19 protein-coding genes are annotated in these 24,798 nt (G+C 35.3%); 13 read left to right on the plus strand and 6 right to left on the minus strand.

Annotated features, from left to right (window positions below):
• Window positions 1–2,136, plus strand: coding sequence for a serine racemase VanT catalytic subunit (vanT, locus tag C8E03_RS12575; RefSeq protein WP_110291196.1), 2,136 nt, complete (start codon window positions 1–3; stop codon window positions 2,134–2,136).
• Window positions 2,137–2,243: 107 nt separating this feature from the next.
• On the opposite strand, the gene C8E03_RS12580 is transcribed toward vanT, so the two are convergent.
• Window positions 2,244–3,959, minus strand: a complete 1,716-nt coding sequence (locus C8E03_RS12580) for a methyl-accepting chemotaxis protein (RefSeq protein WP_110291197.1) — start codon at window positions 3,957–3,959, stop codon at window positions 2,244–2,246.
• 372 nt (window positions 3,960–4,331) lie between these two features.
• On the opposite strand from C8E03_RS12580, the gene C8E03_RS12585 reads away from it, so the two are divergent.
• On the plus strand, window positions 4,332–4,559 hold the full coding sequence (locus C8E03_RS12585) for a helix-turn-helix domain-containing protein (protein WP_094376604.1): 228 nt from the start codon (window positions 4,332–4,334) through the stop codon (window positions 4,557–4,559).
• Between the two features lie 810 nt (window positions 4,560–5,369).
• On the opposite strand, the gene C8E03_RS12590 is transcribed toward C8E03_RS12585, so the two are convergent.
• From C8E03_RS12590 to C8E03_RS12605, 4 genes are all read right to left on the minus strand, one after another.
• Complete coding sequence (locus tag C8E03_RS12590; protein ID WP_110291198.1) at window positions 5,370–6,590, minus strand: NAD(P)/FAD-dependent oxidoreductase; 1,221 nt, start codon at window positions 6,588–6,590, stop codon at window positions 5,370–5,372.
• 3 nt (window positions 6,591–6,593) lie between these two features.
• Window positions 6,594–7,040, minus strand: a complete 447-nt coding sequence (locus tag C8E03_RS12595) for a 4Fe-4S dicluster domain-containing protein (RefSeq protein ID WP_110291199.1) — start codon at window positions 7,038–7,040, stop codon at window positions 6,594–6,596.
• Between the two features lie 11 nt (window positions 7,041–7,051).
• The gene (gene cooS / locus C8E03_RS12600) at window positions 7,052–8,935 is read right to left on the minus strand and encodes an anaerobic carbon-monoxide dehydrogenase catalytic subunit (RefSeq protein ID WP_110291200.1); all 1,884 of its coding nucleotides are present in this window, start codon (window positions 8,933–8,935) and stop codon (window positions 7,052–7,054) included.
• A gap of 63 nt (window positions 8,936–8,998) precedes the next feature.
• Window positions 8,999–9,400 (minus strand): RrF2 family transcriptional regulator, encoded by a 402-nt coding sequence (locus C8E03_RS12605; RefSeq protein WP_094376608.1) that lies wholly within the window; start codon window positions 9,398–9,400, stop codon window positions 8,999–9,001.
• Window positions 9,401–9,601: 201 nt separating this feature from the next.
• On the opposite strand from C8E03_RS12605, the gene C8E03_RS12610 reads away from it, so the two are divergent.
• From C8E03_RS12610 to C8E03_RS12645, 8 genes are all read left to right on the plus strand, one after another.
• On the plus strand, window positions 9,602–11,296 hold the full coding sequence (locus tag C8E03_RS12610; RefSeq protein ID WP_170122989.1) for a sensor histidine kinase: 1,695 nt from the start codon (window positions 9,602–9,604) through the stop codon (window positions 11,294–11,296).
• A 3-nt stretch (window positions 11,297–11,299) separates the two neighbouring features.
• Entirely contained in the window at window positions 11,300–12,094 is a 795-nt protein-coding gene (locus tag C8E03_RS12615; RefSeq protein WP_110291201.1) for a response regulator transcription factor, read from the plus strand.
• A gap of 178 nt (window positions 12,095–12,272) precedes the next feature.
• Window positions 12,273–13,820, plus strand: coding sequence for an ABC transporter substrate-binding protein (locus C8E03_RS12620; RefSeq protein WP_170122990.1), 1,548 nt, complete (start codon window positions 12,273–12,275; stop codon window positions 13,818–13,820).
• A gap of 127 nt (window positions 13,821–13,947) precedes the next feature.
• A complete protein-coding gene (locus tag C8E03_RS12625; RefSeq protein ID WP_094376612.1) occupies window positions 13,948–14,877 on the plus strand; it encodes an ABC transporter permease in 930 nt (309 codons plus the stop codon).
• A gap of 10 nt (window positions 14,878–14,887) precedes the next feature.
• Window positions 14,888–15,781, plus strand: coding sequence for a carbohydrate ABC transporter permease (locus C8E03_RS12630; protein WP_181899183.1), 894 nt, complete (start codon window positions 14,888–14,890; stop codon window positions 15,779–15,781).
• Between the two features lie 31 nt (window positions 15,782–15,812).
• A complete protein-coding gene (locus C8E03_RS12635) occupies window positions 15,813–18,413 on the plus strand; it encodes an alpha-L-rhamnosidase (protein WP_110291203.1) in 2,601 nt (866 codons plus the stop codon).
• A gap of 118 nt (window positions 18,414–18,531) precedes the next feature.
• On the plus strand, window positions 18,532–19,212 hold the full coding sequence (locus C8E03_RS12640) for a hypothetical protein (RefSeq protein WP_110291204.1): 681 nt from the start codon (window positions 18,532–18,534) through the stop codon (window positions 19,210–19,212).
• A gap of 18 nt (window positions 19,213–19,230) precedes the next feature.
• Window positions 19,231–20,271 carry a LacI family DNA-binding transcriptional regulator gene (locus tag C8E03_RS12645; RefSeq protein ID WP_094376615.1) on the plus strand — a complete coding sequence of 347 codons (1,041 nt, stop codon included), beginning with the start codon at window positions 19,231–19,233 and terminating at the stop codon, window positions 20,269–20,271.
• Here C8E03_RS12645 and C8E03_RS12650 read toward each other — a convergent pair.
• Window positions 20,219–21,142 (minus strand): helix-turn-helix domain-containing protein, encoded by a 924-nt coding sequence (locus tag C8E03_RS12650; RefSeq protein WP_110291205.1) that lies wholly within the window; start codon window positions 21,140–21,142, stop codon window positions 20,219–20,221. The two genes, C8E03_RS12645 and C8E03_RS12650, sit on opposite strands and share 53 nt — an antisense overlap.
• Before the next feature lie 255 nt (window positions 21,143–21,397).
• On the opposite strand from C8E03_RS12650, the gene C8E03_RS12655 reads away from it, so the two are divergent.
• From C8E03_RS12655 to C8E03_RS12665, 3 genes are all read left to right on the plus strand, one after another.
• Window positions 21,398–22,783, plus strand: a complete 1,386-nt coding sequence (locus tag C8E03_RS12655) for an ABC transporter substrate-binding protein (protein ID WP_094376617.1) — start codon at window positions 21,398–21,400, stop codon at window positions 22,781–22,783.
• A 103-nt stretch (window positions 22,784–22,886) separates the two neighbouring features.
• Window positions 22,887–23,891 carry a carbohydrate ABC transporter permease gene (locus C8E03_RS12660; protein WP_094376618.1) on the plus strand — a complete coding sequence of 335 codons (1,005 nt, stop codon included), beginning with the start codon at window positions 22,887–22,889 and terminating at the stop codon, window positions 23,889–23,891.
• A complete protein-coding gene (locus C8E03_RS12665) occupies window positions 23,888–24,745 on the plus strand; it encodes a carbohydrate ABC transporter permease (protein WP_094376619.1) in 858 nt (285 codons plus the stop codon). The genes C8E03_RS12660 and C8E03_RS12665 overlap by 4 nt, the downstream gene beginning before the upstream one ends.
• Window positions 24,746–24,798 lie beyond the last annotated feature (53 nt).

Here is a 24,798-nt window from a genome sequence, read left to right on the forward strand (position 1 = left end):
ATGGGGGATAGAAAAAATTACGGTGGGCTGGATTATTTTAAGCTGATAGCTGCTTTTCTCATTGTTTCCATCCATACCTCACCCCTGACCGGCATAAGTTTCAATGCTGATTATCTATTGACCAGAGTAATTGCACGGATTGCAGTCCCCTTTTTTCTTATGGTAACGGGCTTTTTTATTCTTCCAGATTATCTATTTTCCCCTAATAGAAATAAGAGTGTCATAATTTGTTTTATCAAAAATAATTTGATTTTTTATGCGGGAGCCATTCTTCTCTATCTGCCCATTGGATTTTATGCTGGATTATATCGAAATTTAACTTTTTTAGATTTCTTTCGATTGCTAGTGTTTGATGGTACATTTTATCACCTTTGGTATCTTCCTGCTTGTATTAGTGGAGTGCTTCTTTTATGTATTTTAATCAAAAGGTTTTCTTATAAGCAGGTGGTTATCATTACTTTTAGTTTATATTTATTCGGATTGTTTGGTGACAGTTACTTTGGACTGAGTAATCACATACCTGTTCTTCGGACTGTTTATCGCGTAGGTTTTTTCTTATACACCTATACAAGAAATGGTCTGTTTTATACACCGGTTTTCTTGATGATGGGTGCCTTATTAAATCATTCTAAGAAGCATGTTAGCAGAAAAGTTTGTCTTTGGGGTTTTCTATTGTCTATGATTGCTATGACATTTGAGGGTTTTACATTAAAGCTGCTGTCATTGCAACGTCATGACAGTATGTATTTTGCACTTTTGCCGTGCATGTATTTTGGGTTTCAGTTTATTTTATCTTTCAAAACACAATCTTCCAAAAGGATGCGTGTTATTGCAGGTTTTATCTATGTGCTTCACCCTCTTGTTATCATTTTGATAAGAGGTTTTTCAAAAGCTACAGGTCTGTTCCATATATTAGTGGAAAATAGTCTGATTCATTATTTATTGGTAAGCCTGTGTTCTTTTATCATAGCTGCTGCTTTGTCATACCTTTTGCAAAGAGGCAGGAGAGAGGAATTTCACTATGGGCGCGCCTGGATAGAGTTGAATCGGAATGCGCTTTGTCATAATGTAAATGAACTTCGCACAAAGCTGCCCCCTGAATGTGAGTTGATGCCTGCTGTTAAGGCAGATGCATATGGTCATGGAGCAGTTTTGATTGCAAAAGAATTAAATGCAATGGGTATCAAAGCCTTTTGTGTAGCCACGGTTCTTGAGGGCATTAAGCTGAGAAAAAACAAGATTAAAGGCGATATCCTTATATTAGGTTATACCCATCCAAAGCAGTTTCCTCTATTAAGAAAATATAAGCTGATACAGACTGTTATCGATTACTCCTATGCGAATAGCATGAATCAGTATGGAAAAAAATTTAGAGTGCATCTATGCATTGATACGGGAATGCACCGACTAGGAGAACGAAGTGAAAATATCAATGAGCTATTCGATATCTTCAAAATGAAAAACTTAAAGATAGAGGGAATTTATACACATTTATGTTCGTCTGATTCTTCAGAGACTGAGGATCAAATATTTACCAATAATCAGGGAAAAGTATTTTTTGAGGTAATAGAGAAGTTGAAACTAAGAGGAATTATTTGTTCTAAGACGCATATTCTGGCAAGCTATGGAATATTAAACTATCCGCATTTAGGTGGAAATTATGCAAGAGTTGGTATTGCACTTTATGGAATTTTAAGTTCGAAAGAGGATGTAAATAAAAGTGATGTATTCTTAGAACCAGTTTTAGCGGTTAAAGCAAGAATAATTGAGGTCAAGCAGCTTTATAAGGGGGAATCAGCGGGATATGGAAGACAATATATAGCAAAACGAGATATGAAGTTAGCGGTTATATCAATTGGTTATGCAGATGGTCTGCCACGCGCTCTTTCAAAGGGGGGTGGACGGGTATTAGTTGATGGTTTTGAAGCGAATATAATAGGCCGCATTTGTATGGATCAAACTCTAATTGATGTAACAGAGCTTGATGCAGTAAGGTGTGGTGATATTGCAGTTGTTATTGGAAAATCGAAAGAGAAAGAAATAACGGCCTGTGATATGGCAAGCCAGACAAATACGATTTCAAATGAAATTGTAAGTCGTTTAGGTGAGCGGTTGGAAAGAGTAATGGTATCATAATCAGTAAAAGGAAGCTTAAGCAAATGATAAGCTTCCTTTTTAGATATATATTATTATAATCTTAATATCAAAAGTAATTAGGTTATGCTAATCAGTATCTTAGCTTTTTATATTTTAAAGCCAGAAGTTAGTTTATTCAGTGTTTCTGCTATAGTAGCCTGATTTTCTGCCGTTTTGGCAATCTGCTCCATTGCGATATTAGTTTCATTCATATTCTCCTGAATTTGAGTAAAGCTGATTGCTGTATCCTCTATATTGGAAGCAATCGTTTGAATCACGCTTGTGATTTCTTCGGTTGAAGCATTAAGCTCCTGTGCCATGCTGGCGGTATCCTGCGAAAGGCTGCTTACATAAATTGCATCCTTTTCATAATTGATTCCTGTATCTACAAGTAAATCATAATCCCCTCTGACCCTTGTGTCCACATAGCCTAATATCTCTTTTGAGTTATCGGCTAAATTACTAAATGCATTTTTAACATTGTTAACCACATCTGTAATTTCTCTGACATAATTTGTTGATTGTGCTGCTAATGCACCAATTTCACTTGCGACTACTGCAAAGCCCCTGCCATGCTCCCCAGCTCTGGCTGCTTCAATAGAAGCATTCAATGCCAACAGGTTTGTTTGACTTGCAATGTCATTAATCAGATTTGCAATATTGGAAATTTCTTCAACTACCTTTCCTTTTTCAATTGCATCCAGTATATTGACCTGTTTATCATGGTACATACTGTCAGCTAATTGTCTTGATTCGGTGCCCTTGTCCTTAATTTGTATTGCACGGGCTTTAATATCAACAGCTTCCTTGCTTCCGTCAGAAGAACTGGTAGCTAATTGAGTGACACCTGTATTTACCTGTTCTACGGTAGCCGTTAATTCTTCTGTTGCAGCACGAATATCCATTACACCATCTGAAATAGTTGAGGTGCTGGTATTCATGGTTTCAAAGCTTTGAGACACTTCTTCAAGTGTAGCAGAAAGCTTTTCACTAGAGGCTGATACTTCCTCTGTCTGTACTACAATACTTGAAACAATTTTTCTCATGTTGTCTTTAGCTAGATTTAAAGCATCAATCATCCTGCCAAGTTCATCCTGACTGCTATTTTTGATTACCACTGTCAAATCACCTTCACCAAGAGCAGATGCAAATTCCAATCCCTTATTGATGGATTTGGAAATATTTAAGGATAATCTTAAGCCAATGAATATAGATAGTATTAAACCTACAACTATCATCATGGACATGGTAGTTGAACTGGTATTTGCAAGGCCTTTGTTTTCAGCGTCACTTGCCTGAGCCATTTGCTGGTTCAATTCAATTAACTGATTTAGCTTGTCAAACATAGATTCCCTTATCTGTGTTACGGAGCTTAAGCTGTTCGAGGCTTCTTCATATTTACCGGCAGATGCCAACGTCAATACTTCCTCTCTGGCAGTACGATAGGCATCCATATCCGTTAAGAAGTTATTCCATATTTCTCTCGCCTTATCTGATAAAGAAAATTTATCATAGCTATCAATATATGTCTCATTGATTTGGGTGAATTCATCAATGCTTTCAATGGAATCTTTTGTTTGATCAGGATCTTGATATAAAACTGCCTTTTGCAGTTGAGTTCTGACGTTCAAAAGATTTTCTTTAATGATATGTAAATCATCAATGCTTGCCAGATTATAAGAATACATGGTTTCTGAATGATCCGCTATTTTGTCCATGCTTATGGTACCTACTAAGCCTACAGCTACTGAGATTGCGGCAATAAATAAAAAGCCAATCAATAGTTTTAGTTTAATAGATGCTTTTTTCAACAGTTTCGTCATATCTTTCGTCTCCTTTTCCTTTTTATCATTAGCTACTTGTGTAGCCTATTTCTTTAGCCAGTGAGATTTTTCATAGTATGTAAATGAAACAAAGCTTTAGAAATTTTAATGATATCCCTCCTTCTTTAAATGCCTGATACGTTTGTATTATGCATTTTTAAATTTATTTTTGATATTATTAATATATAATTATATATATCTGCATATACTAAAAGGTACTGATTAAGCTGTTTTTAGCGCATTATATTATTTTGCTATAATCATAAGATTAATACCTAGTATTCATTATAGCACCATATTAAAAATGTGACTATAGTCCGTAGAACTTAAAAGTTATTTTTTTCATAATGTATAGATAGCGAGGTGATAAATTTGGAGTTAAAAGAGGCAATTTCCATCGTTATTAAACAGGAGAGAAAAAAAAATGGCATGTCGCAGGAGGAATTAGCACACTTATGTAATATGGATAGAACTTATATTAGTTTGTTAGAACGAAAAAAAAGAAACCCTACACTTGACGTTATTTTTCGAATGAGCAATTCCTTTCAGATGAAGCCTAGTACTTTCGTGAAAATGCTGGAAGACATAATGCATCTTTAGTAATGAAATAAAAGTTTTTGTATTGGATTTGGAAAGATAATTAAGTATTATATAAAATTTGCAACAAGAGTATAGAGTTAAACAGCATATAGAGATTGGAGGAGAAGTAACAGTGTAACAGTACATTTTAGAAGTAAAAGCATTAAAATGTACTGTTTTTGCTTTATCAGAATTGAATATAGATAATGAAGTTTTAACTTATTTTGGTATTTAATGATTAGACCAATCCATATTAAAAACAAATATAATAACGATGAAAAAAAATTAGAGAGACTTTTATATGAAGTCTTTCTTTTTTGCGCGGTCAAAGAAAATACCCTGTAACGATAGAAACAGAAACAATAAATTTGTACTCAAAAAGGACTTTCCTATGAGAGAACAAAGAGGACAAGTCCGCATCAGCTTTCTAATCCCTCACTAAGGTCTTTCCTATATAATAAAAAAAGTAACCATTACGGTTACTTTTAGGGGGAGGGAGCTTAAGGAATTTAATTCCTTAAGTAAATATGAAAAAGATTATCTATATAAATAAGTGATTAACTTAACTGATGAATTAAGTATAATATTAATTTGTGTAGAAACCGTGATGAGAAATTGAATTAATTGTTAATAAATAACTTTAAAAGTGTATAAAATATGTCAATAACATGAAGAAATTTATAACATCAAAATAATATTCTTTTATTCTATAAGATTTACTAATTTTATTATTTTACCACAGCAAGATAATTACTCGGCAGCATAAAAAATGCCGAAAGTCGTGGTATCGATTTTGGCATTTTCTATGCTTATGTAATGTTAGTTATTGTTTTATTGGTAGGTATACTGACCTGTTTTATCTATTTTATAGAAATCAGCAAAGGAAAGATGAAAGATATCTGTTTTATCTAAATGCAGTTTAATTTTATTTTTAATTAAAAATTGATATATGCCGCTGTAATCAATGTTACCTTGAAGCATAATATGTGACAGACATCCATCTTTTAAAATTGCTTTTTTGTAATTATTGGCATCCTCACATATTATTACTTTGTCATTCTCATCTGCTATGCCTCTTCCAAGAGACAGGGTAGTGAGTCCGTAGAAGTTCATTGTGTTTTTCATGGCATATTGGTCAAGATATTGCACTTTTTTACCGCACATATTGTAAGCTGCGATTTGCCCTTGCTTCATGGCATTAGGCCAGATGGCGGAAAGTCCTGTTACATCTCCGGCAGCATATATATTTTTATCGGAGGTCTGCAAAAAATCATCAACTATGATAAAGCGTTCTGTTGCAATGTCTGTATTGTCAACACATGCAACGGCTGGGCAAACGCCAGCAGCAACAATAATGAGATCACACTCTATTTTGGTGCCATCATCCAAAATGACAGCTTCAATGTTTCCATCTTTGTTTTGGATTGTTTCGGAGGCCTTTTTGCCTAGGATAAATTTACAGCCATGTTGTTCAAACAGCTTTTGATATGCTTTGCCGGCGGTTGCATCTAATTGAGTCGGTAATATTCTGTCAGCCATTTCTATTATTGTAACATTTTTATGCATTTCTAAAAATGCATAAGCTGCATCCATTCCCACCAATCCAGAGCCAACGATTAAGATGCGGTTAGCACTGGCGGAAAGGTTGGATATTTGCTGTGCATCACTTAGATTTCTAAGGCCGAATACGTTCTTAGACTCTTTAAAATGTCCGATTGGCGGAATTATACTGTTCGCACCTGTGGCGATAAGCAGTTTATCATAAAACATATGGGTGCCATCTTGTAATTCTACTTCTTGCGAAGCGGTATCAACGTGATTGACATAGGTTTTATTCATCCACATAATATCATTTTCTTCAAAAAAATGATCGGATACAAAGGATAGTGTTTTTTCATTACGTTCCGCACTTATATATTTATGTAACATACAGCGGGAATGAACAAACTCATCGGCAGAAATCATAATGATAGCTGCATCTGAATCTAACTCACGTAAGGTTTTGGCAGCCGTAATTCCAGCAGCTCCTGCACCGATTATCAAATGAATCATCTCTTATACCTCCTCTACATAGATTGCCTGTTTCGGACATGCCTTTACACAGCTTGGCTCGCCCCCTGCATCAATACAAAAGTCACATTTGATTACTTTTGTTCTTGTCTTAGTGTCTGCCTTTAATACTCCATAAGGACAGTTCATGACGCACATAAAGCAGGAACCGCATTTGGCTTCGTTATAAAGTACAAGTCCGGTTTCTTTATCTTTTTGCAAAGCGCCACTCATACAGGACATCACACATTCAGGCTGGTCACAATGGCGGCAAAAGATTGGTTTATAAGTTCCATCAAAAGCCTGTACGATGAGATTTCTGGATTCATTGCTAATATCAGTCAAATCAAGGTCATAGATACTGCCTTCTCTTTCACTGTGTGCCTGCATGCAAGCCAGTGTACAATTCTTGCAGCCATCACATTTTGTTGCATCAATGATTATTCGTCTCATATGCAATCCTCCTATATGTTAAGACCGATACGTTTTTCCATAATAATTTGTTCCAGTATATTAGCACTTTCTATGGCATCAGAGTTTATAATAACCTGACCGCCGGTTAATTCTTTCATATCTTGTGTTAATACCTTTACAACCGTTTTACTGCCTGTTATAAATGGAGGCAAGCCAAGATGGAGTGGTAAGCCAAGGGATAAACCAAAGCAGCCATCAGCTAACGCTTGCTCTTCCAGCCATTGCGCGGCAGAGAGCACAAGTGGTAATTGTGGAAGGTCTACGCCTAGCTCAGCAGCAATTTGGGTCGCAACAATTTCCAACCGACCAATTGCAAGACAAGGTCCAAAATTAAGGACAGGAGGTATTCCCAGCTTTTTACAGACAGCTTTAAGCTTAGGACCGGCCAATTCAGCCGCTTCTGGAGTCATAAGGCCACAGTTTTCGATACCACCTGAGGAACAGCCTGCGGTAAGTACAATGATGTCTCTTGCAATCAATTCCTTAGTAAGATCAACAGTCAGTACATCATGACCGCCTGCGGTCAGATTTGAACAACCCACTACGCCTGCGATTCCTTTAATTTCTCCTGCAACAATTAAGTCAATAAGAGGCTTCCAGCTTCCGCCAAGAAATGCTTTTAAAGAACCTTCACTGACACCGGTTAATGAGTGGTCATTTCCATGCTCTTTCATCAAATTCAATGGAACGATTCCACGACGCACTTTGTAGGATTCAATGACTTTATCTATTATAATATCACTTTGTTCTTCACGGTTTTCAAAATCAAATTTTAGTAGTTCAGCATTTGCTTTTTTGGCCACATCATCCAGACAAATCTGTTTAATATTAAGCTCATCACAGATTGGTTCAATTCCGGGCAATGTGCAGTTAAATTCAGAAAGAACAGCATCAATCGCACCGGTAGCAAGTATAGCTTCACTGGTGTAGTTATTTCCGGCATGACCATCAAATACCTCGGTATAATGAGCGCCTCTTAGTTGCAAATCCTGACCGACACAAGTACAGCCAACTAATTTAAAGCCCTTTGCACCGACTGCGTTCGCTTTGGCGATTGCTTCTTTGGAAATAAGTCTTTCCTGCAAATCAACAAATATGGTATGCTGATGACCGGTAATCATAATATTAATATAATCCGGGTTAATTATGCGAAGACCAACAGGAGCCATACGAAGCTCTGGCTGTCCTAGCAATACATCATTTAATAAATTCGTTAGTGTCAGACCGTATACACCGGTTGAGATACCAAGCTTCAAGCAGTCAAGAAGCATATCTACAGGATCGGAATTGAGGTTAGTAGAGCATTTGACTACTCCTTTAAAAACTTCTGATTTTGCACCGCCGGGCATAATGCCAAGCTCTTTCCAGCGTTTTACGCGAGGAGCATAGCCAACCTTTTCAACCAGCTCCATTGGGACATATTCCGGCTTATACAAATCCCCCAATACAGCATCAGCAACCTTTTCTGCCTTAGCATATACATCGTCCTCTTTGATACCAAAGATGTCTGCCAAATGATCAAGAGAAGCAATTCCCTTTAATTCACCTTTGATTTTGGCTGTATTTTTTAAATTTAAAGCGGTGTTTTCAACAATATGTATGTAGCAGCCACTTCCTGCAGCAACGGCTCTTAGAAAGTTTCTGGTCACAATGGTATCGGCATTGGCTCCGCAGATTCCTCTGGGTGAGCTTGGGGTAATACGACAAGGACCGTTAGCACATAGTCTGCAACAGACTCCCTGCAATCCAAATCCACATTTGGTACTTTGTTTTTCCACACGGTGGTGGGATGTTTCCATTGGTAACGACTGAATGAAACCTTCCAGTGGTTTGTCAGCACTTTTACAGGTATTGCATCCATAACATTGATTCATAGTAATTCCTCCTTAATTAACATGTTATACTGTACTAAAATAGTATAGATTGAGGCAAAAAAATTACACATGTAAAATATCTGCCAAAGATTTCGCTTTTAGCTCTTGATTCAGCTTGCTTTGAATTCTACAAAATTCATGATGTACAAGACAAGGATGTACAGGCGCATTTAAAGAACATTCATAGCCTGTCTGCATACACTCAATCAGCAATAGCTTAGGATCAATGACGGTTAATATGTCATATAAAGTTGTTTTTGCCAAATCACAATTTAAAGCATAACCGCCTGCATTACCGCGGTAACTTTTTAAATATCCAGCTTTCTCAAGCTTCCTTGCAATCTTATACGCAATTGACATAGTAATATGTTCCTTTTCGCAAATATAAGAAATACTGGTAAGCTCTCCTTGAGCAAGTGCTCGAATGATTCGGACTGCATAATCGCATTCTCTGGTAATAAGCATGTGATACCTCCTTGTTATGATTTTAACATAGTGTACTAATTTGGTCAAGATTAACATGAAATTGATTTTTTTAATCCAATTTATTTACATTTTCGACAAAATTCGATAAGATAAATGAGATTATAAATCAACTATTCAATTTTGATATTTTGGGGTATACTTAAAAATTAACAGGATATATAACCATAAAGGATGAGAAAAATGAAAAGAAAAATAAAACAATTGATACATTCTTTAACATTTCGTATCGTATTAGTTGCATGTATAACGATTATTCCAATCAACATACTCTTAATTATAACTGCAAAGCATATGATTCACAACGTAGAGGAGGCACTTTTTACTTCTTATCAAAATGCGCTATCCATTCATGTGTCAGATTTGGATAATGGACTTGATTACATGAGAAATGCGCTTGAGGATATTATGCAGGAAAATTATTTGGAGCTGCAGCCTGGTTACAGTGTGGGGCAAAAGAATATTGCAGCCTTTGAATTTTGGAAAAAGCTGAAAACGAAAAGAGAAAATAATGTATTTAGCGACTTAGCTTTTCTTAAAGTGAATTGGGATAATAGTATATATATAACGAATGATCCCCTTAAGATATCCTATGTGCAAAAGCAAGAGGTTGCAGACTATCTGGGCAATAATGATTTAAAAGAGATTCCCCCTTTATCATTTGAAATCATAAATATCAATAATCAAAAATATTTATTGCATCTGGTGAATTATGAGTACTTTTCCTTTGGAATGCTGTGTGATTTGGATAACATGTTAGAAAATATGGAAAAAACGTCTGATATTAACGGAGAAAAAATCTGTCTGGTCGATAAGCAGGGAAATATAATAGCAGGTGATGTAGACAAAAGCGTAATTTTATCAAAAAAGGAGCAGGTCATAACGATTAATCAGATAGAGCAAAAATGTTATGTAATTTACCAGCCGTCAGTAGTATTGGACTATGAAATAGCAAGAATTGTTCCATTTAAAGAAATCAATAACGAAATACCGTTTCTGGAAAAAAACATTCTGGTATTGGGAATCTTAAGTTTTTTTTTAATCCCTGTTTTAATTATAGCGCTTTATAGAATGGTATTAAGACCTTTGAAAGCAATAAACCACGCAATGCAGGAAATTGAAAAGGACAATATTGATTATCGTATGAAAGGCAGGCTTAATTCAACAGAATTTGAACATGTGAAAGAGGTCTTTAACAATATGGCTGGTCAGATACAAAACCTTCGAATTGAATCTTATGAAAAGGATATTGAGAGGCTGGATATTGAGAAGACAAATCTGCGTTTGCAGATCAATCCTCATTTATTGTTAAATTCCTTAAATATGATTTATAGCCTGGCGCAATCACAAAATTACAAATATATTCTGGACTACACCCTTTTGTTAGTGGAATATTTTAGATATTCTTTACGTAATGCAAATGATTTGGTAACATTAAAAGAAGAAATACATTTTGTTAAGAATTACTTAGAAATACAAAAGATACGGTTTCCAGAGAAATTTACCTGCGTATATGATATTGATGAAGGCATAAGCGAGCTTTTGATTCTCCCACTTATTATCGAGAATTTTGTTGAAAACTCTATAAAATACGCTCTGAAAATGGATGACTTGATTGAGATTATACTTATTATCAAGTCGGATGGAAATAAGATGTCCATTTCAATCTGTGATACAGGATGCGGCATGAGCGAGGATAGATTGCAGCAGTTAAAGGATGGAGTAATTATTCATGACCGAATAGGTAAGCATATCGGAATATGGAATTGCAGACGGCGTTTAAATTTATATTATGGGGAAGAGGCTGTTTTGTCTATCAGCAGTTCAGAGGGCTATGGTACACAGGTATGGATGGAATTTCCAGTTGTGCGGAGGTAATATATGAACTTATTAATTGTAGATGATGAAATATATGCAATACAAGGAATTTTAGACAGTGTAAATTGGGACAGACTTGATTTTGATAATATTTTTACAGCTAATAGCTATTCTCAGGCGCTTAATATTTTTCAAAACGAAAAGGTTGCTATTTTAGTCTGTGACATTGAGATGCCTTATGGCACAGGTTTAGATTTAGTAGAATGGGTCAGAGAGCATTATCCCAATACGTTATGTATTTTTCTGACTTGTCATGATGAATTTCAATATGCCAAACAGGCTATCTCCTTAAAATGTTTTGATTATGTACTAAAGCCCATCCCGCCAAAGAAGCTGTTGGAGATACTACAGAGGGCAAGCGATGAGATTAAGAACACCTATCGGACACAGGAATATTTAGAGTATGGAAAGCGTTTTATAAAGGAATTGAGTGAAAAGAAAGGGATCAATGAGGAGGAAAAGGTAAAAGACCCCTTAAATGAGGTGGAACATTATATTCAAAATCATATATCTGATAACCTGACTGTAGAGGAAATAGCCAAAATGGTATTTTTAAGTCCGGATTATTTAACGAGGCTTTTTAAAAAACAAAAAGGACAAACCTTAATTGATTATATTACAAGCCAAAGGATGTTTTTGGCGAAAGAACTGCTAGAAAGCAATGTGCTTACCATAAGTATGATTTCAGCAAAGGTGGGATATGGAAATTATTCTTATTTTACAAAAATGTTTAAAAAATATTATGGAAAAACGCCAAGAGATTATCAGAATCAATATTTAAAAGGTAAGAAATGCTAGTAAAAGAAGTCAGATAGAAGTCAAATTTATCTGGCTTCTTTTCATATAGGAAATGTGCATATAAAAGTCGGAAATGTGGTAAAATACGTCGTTATTGTATAATTTGTCAATCGGAATTGGAGGATACATAAGAGAAATAGTGTTCTATAATATTGATATCGATAAAAGGAGGATGAATATGAAAAAGAAAATACTATCATTATTACTAATGACCGTGTTGACCGCAACCATGTTTATGGGATGTGGTACCAAGAATCAATCAAGTGAGCAGTCAACCAGTCAAGATACAACGAGTCAAGACACAGGTGATGAACAGGCAAGTCAGGAGACGGCACATATTGTAATGACATATTTAACAGCAGGAAATACACCGGCAGATTTATTAAAGGTACAGGATGCTGTTAATGAAATTACAAAAGAAAAGATTAACGTTGAGGTTGAATTTAAGGCAATTTCAATTCCTGAAACATTTTCACAGTATTCTTTATGGATTACTTCAGGAGAACAAATTGATTTAATGATGAATGCATTTCAAGGTGTGTCAAATTACGTAAACAGTGCATCACTAGAGCCATTGGATCTATTAATTACCGAAAATGCACCTACGATTTCAAAATTAATGGAGGAATACCCAATTACGGACGGTACGGTAGTTAACGATGAGATTTATGGAATTTCTCCTGTACTTTATAACTACGGAGCACAAGGATCTTTGCTCATTCAAAAGGATGTTCTTGATGAAATTGGTGTGACTGTAAAGGATCAGTATCAACTTAATGATTTTACAGAGATCTTTGCAGCGATTAAGGAAAAACATCCAGATATGTATCCATATGGAATTATTGGAACAGACGTTTCAGCAGCAACAGCATACGGATACTTTGGAATTGCAGATACCTTGGGTGCAACCGCCAATTCGGGTGTACTGATGGGAACGGACAGCACAAAAATAGTAAATTTGTATGAAACAGAGGATTATTATAATTACTTAAAAACAGTCAGAGAGTGGTATGAAGCAGGCTATATTATGCCGGATGCAGCAACAACAGATTCCTTAAAAACAGAGTTATTAAGCACAGGAGTTATCTGCTCTTTTCCAATGTTAAATAAACCGGAAATGATTCCAGATTCTGAAACTCAATATGGCAAAGAATTTGTGGCACTTGTAACTACGGATAATTATTATACTTCCTTATCGCCAAACAGCGGAACGTATTGGACCATACCAATAACCAGTAAAAACCCAGATGCAGCAATGAAATTTTTGAATCTGATGTATGAAGATTCCGATTTAGCAAACTTGATTCATTGGGGAATTGAAGGAACTCATTATGTGAAAACGGATACTGAGAAATTAATTACATTTCCAGAGGGTGTGACAGCAGATACAAGCGGCTACTATAATACACTTGGTCTTTATGGAGACAGAAGATATGAATATACATGGTCTGATGCAACAAGTGAGGAAGCAAACGAAACATTTACACAAAAATCAATGAGTAACAAATCCAAAGCAGTAGGATATTCCTATAACAGTGAGAATATGACGAATCAGCTCATTGCAATTAACAGTGTTATGTCACAATATCTTCCTTCCTTAGAAACAGGCAGTGTAGATTTAGACAGCGTATATCCTGAATTTATCTCAGCCTTAAAAAATGCAGGAATTGAAGACGTCATTGCAGACAATCAAGCTCAATTTGATTTATGGCTAGAGAAACAATAAAGAATCCATTCATGTTGAATAAGCAGTAATAGAAAGGGAAGGACATTCACCGTTCTTTCCTTTTTTAAACCCTTTGGCACAGATGGGAAGATTCATTACAAGATTAAATTATTTGGAGGAGAAAAGTATGGTAAAGAAAAAGAAATCATTTCGGTGGAAAAATGCGCTCCCAGTTTATGCACTCATGTTACCGGGAATTCTCTATTTTTTAATTAATAACTATTTACCAATGTTTGGCATGATAATTGCATTTAAGAAATTAAATTTTAGGGATGGAATTTTAAAAAGTCCTTGGTGTGGCTTAGATAACTTTAAGTTTTTATTCTCACAAGGCAACACCGCTTTGATTATGACCAGAAATACAATACTTTATAATATAGTATTTATTATACTTGGAATTATCATACCGATTACAGTTGCAATCTTATTAAATGAAGTACAGCAAAAAATTGCGTCCCGAATCTATCAAACCTTGATTTTGCTGCCATTTTTAATGTCATGGGTTGTTGTAAGCTATTTAGCCTATGCATTCTTGAGCGGAGAAACAGGCTTTATTAATGCTACTATTCTCCCTTTCTTTGGCATTAATCAATCCATTTCATTTTATCAACAGCAAAAATATTGGCCATTTATCTTAGTATTTACAAATCAATGGAAGAGTCTTGGCTTTGGTACGGTTATCTATCTGGCAAGTGTTATTGGAATTAGTCCTGAATTTTATGAAGCGGCTCAAATAGATGGAGCTTCCAAATGGAAACAGATAACGAATATTACACTTCCATGCTTAAAGCCAACAATCATTACACTTACCATATTAAATATTGGCCGCATTTTTTATTCTGACTTTGGTTTATTTTATCAGGTTCCAAAGAATTCAGGAATGCTTTATAACGTAACGCAGACAATTGATACCTATGTGTACAATGCGCTTATGAATCAAAATAATATCAGTATGTCTGCTGCGGCCTGTGTGTTTCAGTCGATTGTCGGTGCTGCTTTAGTTGTAATATCAAATCAGATAATAAGAAAACTAAGCAAAGAAAATGCTTTGTTTTAAGGAGGTCTTTATGGGAATACATACAAAAAGTAACAAAATTATGCAAATAATCGCCCATACAGTACTATTTATCGTGTCTGCATTGGCTGTGATACCTTTTTGGCTTTTAATTGCTTCATCGCTGTCTGACGCATTTGATGTAACCAAATCAGGCTATCAGTTTATACCAAAGAATATAAGCTTTGAGGCCTATCAATATATATTTCAGGAGTGGACACAAATAGGACGTGCCTATGGAGTCACAGTTTTGGTTAGTGTCTTAGGAACTGTATTAAGTGTAATTATGGTCAGTATGCTTGCATACGGATTAATACAAAAGGACATAAAAGGAGTTAACGCTGTTTTTATATTTGTGTTGATTACAATGTTGTTTAACGGCGGAGTAGTTCCCACCTATCTTGTTTATAATAATTTATTAAAGGTTAAGAATACAATATGGGGATTAATTTTGCCGAATTTATTAATGAGTGGCTTTACCGTAATATTAGTAAAAAATTATTTTCAGCAAAGCATTCCAGAGGAATTAATAGAAGCAGCAAAAATAGATGGTTGTGGTCATTTTCGCATTTACTTTAAAATGATACTGCCTTTGTCAAAGCCAATTCTTGCAACAGTGGGACTTCTATCGGCAGTTTCCTACTGGAATGACTGGACAAACGGCCTTTATTACGTTACCGATGAAAAATTATATTCAATACAGCTTTTGCTAAATAAAATGAACGAAAATATCTTATTTATGGCAAATAATTCCCAGAATATGATGGGAGTTGATATGTCGAATATGCCAAGCGCTACGATTCGTATGGCAATTGCAGTGGTAGCCATATTACCAATCATAATTGCTTATCCATTTTTTCATAAATACTTTGCAAAAGGTCTTACGATGGGAGCAGTAAAGGGATAAGTAATCAACTATATTGAAAAGGGTGAATGTAATGAAAATAACAAAATTAAGAGTCAATCAAATTGAAAAACCAATTGGCTTTACAATGGATACAATTAGCTTTTCCTGGATTATAGTCGATTATCAAAATGCGAAAAAGCAAAAATATGCGCAAATCATTGTGAAAAAGGACAATCATATTATTTTTGACAGTGGGAAAGATGAAAATGCAAATAGTTTGGACTACCAAGTACAATTGATGCTAGAGCCAAGAACCAGGTATAGCTGGGAGGTAGCAGTGACCGCTGAAAATGGGGAAAGTGCCTGCCAAAAAAGTTGGTTTGAAACCGGTAAATTAAAGGAAGCATGGAGGGCTAAGTGGATTTCACCAACATTTGACAAAGAAATTCACCCATGCTTTTATAAAGAAATTACAATTGATAAAAAAGTAAAACAAGCAAGAACTTATTTGACCGGACTTGGACTCTATGAGCTATATCTAAATGGGAAAAAGGTAGGAAATGAATTTCTTGCTCCGGGGTATCACTCGTATGATTTTCATCTTCAGGTTCATACCTACGATATTACTAAATACTTAATAGAAGGGAAAAATCAAATAGAAGTATTGCTAGGTGCAGGCTGGTATAAAGGCAGACTTGGTTTTGACGGCGGCTATACGGATGTTTATGGTGACAGTTATTATCTAATACAAGAGCTTCATATCGAATATGAAGACAAAACCAGTCTGTTTGTGGGAACGGATACAAGCTGGCAGTGCAAACCGTCTGCTATCATGGATAGTAATATCTATGACGGAGAGCTTTACGATGCCAGATTAGAAGCGATGTTCGACTATCAGGAGGTAGTAGAACGGGAACCAATCCAATGCGGTCCCTTAACCGATCGATATAGCCTACCGATTATTAAGAAAGAAAAATTAAAACCACTTCAATTAATTAAAACCAAAAAAGGCGAACAAGTATTGGATTTTGGTCAAAATATAACCGGATGGGTAGAATTCAATTGTAACCTTTCAAAAGATACTATAATATGTTTGACTGCATCTGAGATTATGCAGGAGGGATGTTTTTACAACGAGAACTATCGAACGGCAAAGGCAAAGTTTACTTATATTTCAGATGGGAAGAAGGCTCATGTTCGACCACACTTTACCTTTTTTGGATTTCGCTATATGAAAGTGGAATGCGCAGAACCAATAATAAAAGAGAATTTTGAAGCATATCACATACGAAGTGACATTGATCAGATTGGTAAGATAGAGACAGGACATAAAAAGGTAAATCAATTATTTTCCAATGCATTGTGGAGTCAAAAGGATAATTTTTTAGATGTTCCAACCGATTGTCCTCAAAGGGATGAAAAATTGGGATGGACTGGTGATGCACAGATTTTTTCAGATACGGCCTGCTTTAATATGTATATGCCCGCCTTTTATCGGAAGTACTTGTGGGATATGCGTGCAGAGCAAAGTATATTAGAGGGTTCTGTACCAAATGTAGTTCCAAGATTAAAACATGATATGATTTCAGAACACGGTTCTTGCCCTTGGGCTGATGCGGGGGTTATTATCCCTTGGAATGTTTATCTGCATTATGGCAGTAAAACTTTGCTTTTAGAAACCTATCCAGGAATGAAAGCGTGGGTGGATTATCAAAAGAAAAAGGAAGAAGCATTAGGGGGGAAGCATTTGGTTAAGGATGGCTTTCACTTTGCCGATTGGCTTGCACTTGACAATGAAAAGCCGGGACCATTTGGTGCAACCAATGCGTTATTTATAGCGAGCGCTTATTATTACCATTGCAGCAAAATCGTAGGTAAAGCAGCAAAAATTCTTGGTCTAGAGGAGGATAGCATTTTCTATGAGACATTAGCAGAAGAAATTAAGAAAGCGATACATGAGACTTATTTTGATAAAAACGGTTTATGCATCTGCAAGACGCAGACTGCATCCGCTCTAGTAATTGAGTTTGGATTGATGCCAGAACAAGAGAAAAAGGAAGGACAAAAATTAAAAAATCTGATTTTTGAAAATAAAAAACATTTAAATACCGGTTTTGTAGGAACAACTGTTCTTTGTCCTGCACTTTCCAAAACGGGCAATCATAAGCTGGCCGTTGATTTGTTGTTAAATGAAGACTATCCTGGTTGGTTATACGCCGTGAACCTTGGTGCAACCACGATTTGGGAACGATGGAATTCTGTGATGCCGGATAACAGTATGAACCCAGAGGGAATGAATAGCCTGAATCATTACAGCTATGGAAGTATCGAAAGCTGGATGTATCGTTATATCTGTGGTTTTAATCCCTGCGAGGAAGAGGCAGGATTTCGATATGCTCTTCTTGCCCCTCATCCCGATGAAAGACTTGGTTTTGTAAAGGCTTTATTCAATACTGCTATGGGAACCTATATTAGTGAGTGGATGTATGATAAAGAAGGTAAAGTAAGTTATTATTTTGAAGTCCCATTTGGTGCTAAGGCAGTCATTGCGTTAAAAAAAGGATGCTATCAGTGTAATCAAAAACGTGTAGAAGGCTATGTCTTTGAAGTGGAATGTGGTATTTATGAAATTCAGGAAAGGGAGGGGAACTATTTTAGTAAATGCTTCTATGATGATACCCTTAATACATAGAGTTATAGAGATTAAATAAATGGTTAAATATAATTCTATTTAGCTTAATGTATTGACACAATTTAGTTCGGCAGATATACTGATTATCAATAGTAAAGAAAACAGTAGGGAGCTAAAGGTGAAAATAGAGAAAAATCAATGGAAAATTCTTAGTACCAGACAAAAAATTACATATTTTAAAGATTACTATCTATTTCAAATCCTATGCACCGCAGTAGGAATAGCCATTGTAGTATCACTTTGCTGGCATATATTACATAAGAGTGAATCCATATTATATGTCGCTGTAGTCGATGATATTCTAAATGATGAAGAAACACAAAAGGTTGAACAGGAATTAGAAAAGATTTTTAACAATGGGACAGACCGTACTTTTGTAACAATCGATGATTCCTTTTATACCGACGGAGATGGTCTTAATAAGTTGGAAGTGTATCTAAGTAACCATCAAATTGATCTTGTGATAGCAAATGAAGAAGTAATTCGAACCTTTGCCGGGTATGGATTCATGCAGGACTTGAATACTGTATTGGAGGAGGACGAATTAGAAAGAAATACCAATCAATTTCTTTATGCGGCTGGATACAAGGAGAATGATGACATATCATTTGAAGATAAGGAAACAGGACAAGGTGAAATTCTACCCTATGGAGTCAACATCGCAGATAGTGCCGAGTACAAAAAATTAGGTACTATATTAAAGAACCCGGTTGTGGGAATTGCGAATAATGCTAAAAATATGCAAAATGCAAAAATATTTTTAAAATGGTTGAATGGTGAAAGAATCGTTGAAAAGTAAAAAAGTAGAGGTGCAAGAATGGGTAGGACAGTGAAGATGGCAGATATTGCAAAGAAGATGAATGTAAGTGTTGTAACTGTATCAAAGGCATTATCCGGACAAAAAGGGGTAAGTGAAGAATCCAGAAAGCGTATTCTTGAATTAGCAGCAAAGATGGGATATGAAAAAAAGACAAAAGTTAAGGACTTAGCAAAAAAAGAAATATATGTTCTTGGGATTGTGGTTGCTGAGAGATACTTAGCTGAAAATCAATCTTTTTATTGGAAGATATATCAGGAAATTATGCAAAAAGCAAAACAAAAAAAGAGTTTTATGATTCTAGAGGTGGTAAATGAGGAAGATGAAAACGAGTGTAGAATACCGCAGATTATTCAGGAAGAAAAAATTGATGGTTTAATTATCATGGGAAGTTTTAGAAAAAAGTATTCTGTTTTTTTAACCTCTAATTTAGGCTTGCCATTAGTAGAACTGGACGCATCCAATGTAGGATCAGCTTGTGATTCAGTAGTATTTAATAATTTACAGGGAGGATATCAGATGACCAACTATTTGTTTGAGCTGGGACATAAAAAAATAGGATTTGTTGGAACAAGATTGGCAACATCAAGTATTGATGAACGTTTTCTGGGGTATCTGAAATCCGTCATGGAGCACGGAGAAGTGTGGAAAGAAGAATGGTTCATTGACGACAGAGACAGGGAGTCAGGGCAATTAAATTATGAAACAAAATTTACTTTGCCAAAGGACATGCCTACGGCGTTTTTTTGTAACTGCGATCTGACAGCCAGCTTTATGATGCGAAAATTAAAGGACGCAGGCTACCTGGTACCGGAGGATATTTCTGTTGTGGGTTTTGATGATTTTTTAAGTGAGCAATTTGTAACAATTGGTCTTACTACTTATGCCATTGACATGATTGAAATGGCTAAGCGGACGCTTCACATACTCCTCCATAAAATAAACAACCAGAACTATTCTACCGGGACATTTGTAGTTGCGGGTAAACTTATTGAACGGGAGAGTGCAAAGCAGATTGCTCCACCAATACCGTTTGTTTAAATGCGCTTGGGGTAAGGTTTGTGCTCTTTTTAAATAAATTAATAAAGTGATTTGTATTTTCATAACCGATATAGCTGCTTATTTCATGGATATTATAATCTGTGGTGAGCAGCATTTCTTTTGCTATTTCAATTCTTTTTTGGTTTAAGTATTGTAAAGGAGGCATCCCATAAAATTTAGAAAATTCTCTGCAAAGTCTGTATTTATTGATTTTGAGCGTATTCTCTAAACTAGAAAGTGAAAACTTCATTTGATAATGATAATCAAATTGATTTTTCATCTCTACCAGATACTCAGGAATGGAAGAGGAAGGAGTGGGTGCTGGTATATTTGCCAGGTATAAATCACACAAGATATCTGTTAAAGCTTTATGCATGATAATGGCATCATAATCAGAATACTGATTGGGAATACCAGAAAGTTTTGATAAATTCTGATGAAACGCAGAATGTACAGGAATAGAAAAAGGCTTTATCGGATACGGAGAAAGAGCGTGATATGAATCCCAATCATTTCCGTTAATAAAGAACAATTTAAACTTCCAAGGTAATACTGCAGTTTGTAAAGTGAACGAATGTGTACAATCAAACAATATACCAGTTTGTTCAGTCATGATAGCAGAAAAATGTTCGCAATTTAGTTTGCCGCTGCCTGATAAAGTATATAAAAATAGAAAGCCTGTGAAAGGAGAAAAGGAAAAGGAAAAAGGATAATCAATAGGACAGGTGCCACCTGCCAGTAATTTTAATAAATTTGTTTGAATTGTAGATTGACACGTGTATATATTGGGAATGAGTATATCTGGTTCTGCTTTCATATTGATCATTTTTCGTCCTGAGACAGATTGGTGAAATTGAGTTATAAAATCCAAAATTAATTCTCCTTTGCATTCAAAATATATTAATTAGTGGTTAAGCTAAAAAGTATACAATAATTTTAGCAATTTAAATTATATATGCATAATTAACAAAAACGTTGAATAAAAATTAGCAAACAGTAACAAAAAGACAAATATAATCAAGAATCAATGATTAATAGCAAGAATGAATGATGATTAAATTACTTAATTGATTATAATGTAATTAAGTTAAATAATCAATAATTAGTTTAAGGAGGAAAAGAAAATATGAGTAAAAAAGTTTTAGCAATATTTTTATCGGCGGTTATGACATTGTCATTAGCAGCTTGTGGAAATGGTAACAAAAGTGCATCCAAGGATATAGATGAAGAAACGATTCAATATGCGGACATAGAGGTGGGTAAGGATTATACAGATATAAAAACTACAATTCATTTCTATAATAGCAGAACGGATATGGAAAAATCAGATTATTCAGGAAAGCAATGGAAAGATTACGTAGCTGATTTTAATAAACTTTATCCCAATATCACAGTAGAAGTTGAAACAGATTCTGCCTATGCGGATAATGCTTTGATTCGTCTGCAAGGTGGAGATTGGGGTGACATTATGTACATTCCGGCTGTGGATAAAAGTGACTTAAGTACATACTTTTTGTCATATGGTGACCTTGATACCATGAAAGAAGAAATCAAATATGCTACGGCTTGGGAATATGATGGGCAGGAATATGGAATTCCATGTGATGGTACAGCAAATGGAATTGTATATAACAAAGCAGTTTTTAAAGCAGCAGGTATTGATGCACTTCCAACAACACCGGAAGAATTACTTAAAGACTTACAGTTAATTAAGGATAATACGCAGGCAATTCCACTTTATACAAATTATGCTGCAGGCTGGACTATGGGAGCATGGGATGCATATATTGGTGGAGCTGCTACTGGTGAAACGGATTATATGAATCAGACATTAATACATACGGCAGCACCATTTACTGACCCCGGAGATGGAACACATGCATACAACGTATATAAAATTTTATATGATGCAGTGGCAAATGGGTTAACAGAAGATGACTATTCAACGACAGACTGGGAAGGCAGCAAAGCAATGCTCAATAATGGTGAAATTGGATGCATGGTTCTTGGCTCATGGGCATTTTCACAAATAAAACAGGCTGGTGATCAACCAGATGATGTTGGATATATGCCATTTCCTATTACAATAGATGGAAAACAATATGCGACGACAGCAGGCGATTATAGTTATTGTATTAATGTAGATTCTTCCTCCGATAATCAGAAAGCAGCTATGGTATTTGTGAAATGGATGACAGAAGAATCAGGTTATGCAATGAATGAAGGTGGTATTACTGTTGATAAAGACAATGATGAACTTCCGGATACCTATGCAGAGTTTGAAAGTGTAGAGTTTATTGAAGATCAGCCGGCAGTATCAGGAGAAGAAGACTTCTTCAATATGTTGAATGCTGACTCAGAATTAATGGTAAATACAGGTGGAAACCAAAAAGTTCAGTCTATTATAGAGCATGCAGCAAATGGAGACAAAACTTTCGATGATATTATGAGTGAATGGAACAAAGCTTGGTCTGATGCTCAAGAGACAAATGGTATTGAACAAAAGTATTAAGCAATGACAAAATGTTTCTGCCATATAACAAGATTTATCAGGTTGAGTGTTTCTCAACCTGATAAAAATTTCAATGGTAATGAGAAAAATGGAGGAACAAGGTATGCCACAAAGAAGTGTTGCAAAGAAGAAAACATTTGGTCAATGGATAAAGAGCAGAAAAGGGCAACAGGCAGTTGTAATTTTTGCATTTACAGTGGTACCGCTTATACTGCTTTTAACATTTACCTATTATCCTTTTTGTGAAATGGTAAAGTATAGTTTTTATAAAATGAAATATGTTGGTGCTAGAACCTTTGTTGGATTTAATAATTACAAAGCGGTATTTGAAAGAGATGATATTGTAGGCGCATTAAAACTGAGTCTGTATTATATGTGTGGCTCTGTTTTTCAGGTTGCACTGGCATTATATCTTGCAACTATTTTAAGTTTTAAAGTGAAAGCAGGCAATTTCTTTAAAGGAGCTATGTTTTTTCCCTATTTGATTAATGGTATTGCAATAGGTTTTATCTTTAAATTCTTTTTCACAAGAGGATTTGTATTTGATACAGTATTGCAATGGTGCGGTTTTCAAATAGATAATTTGCCTTATTGGTTAAAGGATCAGTCGATCAATAACTGGTCTTTAGTTGGTACTTCCGTATGGAGATACTTTGGTCAGAATATGATATTGTTTATCGGTGCTATGATGTCTGTAGATGAGACGTTATATGAAGCTGCACAGATAGATGGAGCAAATAAATTTCAACAATTTCGGCATATTATTTTGCCAAGCATTAAGACAATTGTAACGTTAAATATTATTCTTTCTATAACAGGCGCGTTAAGTGCGTTTGAGGCACCATATGTGATTACAAGTGGTGCAAATGGGACAGGAACATACTTTGTTGTAATGAATACAATCGCTCATACGAATCAGAAAGTTGGATTGGCGTCTGCTATGGCTGTATTTTTGCTGGCAATTATTTTTGTCTGTACCATATTGCAGAAACTATTTTTTCGATTTGTTTTTCGAAATGCAAATGAGGAAGACGGCAGTAAGGAAACAAAGGTAAAACCTCAAAAGCGAAAACTGCTAAAACAACAGAAGGGAAGTGATGTAGCGTGAAAAAAATAAAAAAGCATTATAGTATAGGTTTCATTATATGGAAAATTATACAGTATGCCTCCTTGTTATTCGTATCGTTTTGCGCAATCATTCCGGTTGTTTCTTGCGTGATTACAGCATTTAAGTCAGAGGCAGAATACCAAAATACGAATGTAATGACTTTTCCCTCTAACTGGTTAAATTTAAGTAATTTTGTAGATGCATTTCAAAAAGCAAACATGGGGCTTGCTTTTCGAAATTCTGTGATTATTCTTGTATTTGTATTGCTTGGATCAGTACTGATTGGTACACAGTTAGCTTATGTATTAAATCGTTTTAAATTTGTTGGAAATGAATTAATTCGAAATTTATTTACATTTGCAGCATTATTACCCGGAATTGCTATGCAGGTAGCAGTGTATGAAATTATGACAAAGCTTGGGTTTGTCAATACCTTATATGGATACATTATTATGTGTATGGGAACGGATGTAATATCCATCTACATATTCATACAATATTTTGAAAATATTTCAATATCCTTGGATGAATCAGCTATCATTGACGGGGCATCATATTTTACTATTTATCGAAGAATTTTGTTACCGTTGTTGAAACCAGCGATTGTAACCAGTCTGATATTGAAAGGCGTCGGTGTCTATAATGAATATTACTGTGCAAATCTTTATTTGCAGGACAAATCAAAGTACGCAACCATGTCTACTGCGCTATACAGCTTTACCGGACCATTGGGAAGCAGATATAATTTAATTTGTGCTGGTGTTATTATTTCACTGCTGCCGGCATTAATCGTATTCTTATTGTGCCAAAAACAGATTTACAGTGGAATTGCTGCAGGTGCAGTCAAAGGTTAATAAGAATCTTAATATAGAAAATACAGAGTTAAAAAAACTTAAAAATATAGAGT

The organism is Lachnotalea glycerini (assembly GCF_003201285.1).
Classification (GTDB): domain Bacteria; phylum Bacillota; class Clostridia; order Lachnospirales; family Lachnospiraceae; genus Lachnotalea; species Lachnotalea glycerini.

Excerpts from the sequence above, each read along its gene's own strand:
- C8E03_RS12615 (WP_110291201.1), top strand. The coding sequence starts at position 11,300 with ATGAACTTATTAATTGTAGATGATGAAATATATGCAATACAAGGAATT.
- cooS (WP_110291200.1), bottom strand. The coding sequence starts at position 8,935 with ATGAATCAATGTTATGGATGCAATACCTGTAAAAGTGCTGACAAACCA.
- C8E03_RS12620 (WP_170122990.1), top strand. The coding sequence starts at position 12,273 with ATGAAAAAGAAAATACTATCATTATTACTAATGACCGTGTTGACCGCA.
- C8E03_RS12590 (WP_110291198.1), bottom strand. The coding sequence starts at position 6,590 with ATGATTCATTTGATAATCGGTGCAGGAGCTGCTGGAATTACGGCTGCC.
- C8E03_RS12605 (WP_094376608.1), bottom strand. The coding sequence starts at position 9,400 with ATGCTTATTACCAGAGAATGCGATTATGCAGTCCGAATCATTCGAGCA.
- C8E03_RS12595 (WP_110291199.1), bottom strand. The coding sequence starts at position 7,040 with ATGAGACGAATAATCATTGATGCAACAAAATGTGATGGCTGCAAGAAT.
- C8E03_RS12660 (WP_094376618.1), top strand. The coding sequence starts at position 22,887 with ATGCCACAAAGAAGTGTTGCAAAGAAGAAAACATTTGGTCAATGGATA.
- C8E03_RS12645 (WP_094376615.1), top strand. The coding sequence starts at position 19,231 with ATGGGTAGGACAGTGAAGATGGCAGATATTGCAAAGAAGATGAATGTA.
- vanT (WP_110291196.1), top strand. The coding sequence starts at position 1 with ATGGGGGATAGAAAAAATTACGGTGGGCTGGATTATTTTAAGCTGATA.
- C8E03_RS12580 (WP_110291197.1), bottom strand. The coding sequence starts at position 3,959 with ATGACGAAACTGTTGAAAAAAGCATCTATTAAACTAAAACTATTGATT.
- C8E03_RS12630 (WP_181899183.1), top strand. The coding sequence starts at position 14,888 with ATGGGAATACATACAAAAAGTAACAAAATTATGCAAATAATCGCCCAT.
- C8E03_RS12610 (WP_170122989.1), top strand. The coding sequence starts at position 9,602 with ATGAAAAGAAAAATAAAACAATTGATACATTCTTTAACATTTCGTATC.
- C8E03_RS12625 (WP_094376612.1), top strand. The coding sequence starts at position 13,948 with ATGGTAAAGAAAAAGAAATCATTTCGGTGGAAAAATGCGCTCCCAGTT.
- C8E03_RS12655 (WP_094376617.1), top strand. The coding sequence starts at position 21,398 with ATGAGTAAAAAAGTTTTAGCAATATTTTTATCGGCGGTTATGACATTG.
- C8E03_RS12635 (WP_110291203.1), top strand. The coding sequence starts at position 15,813 with ATGAAAATAACAAAATTAAGAGTCAATCAAATTGAAAAACCAATTGGC.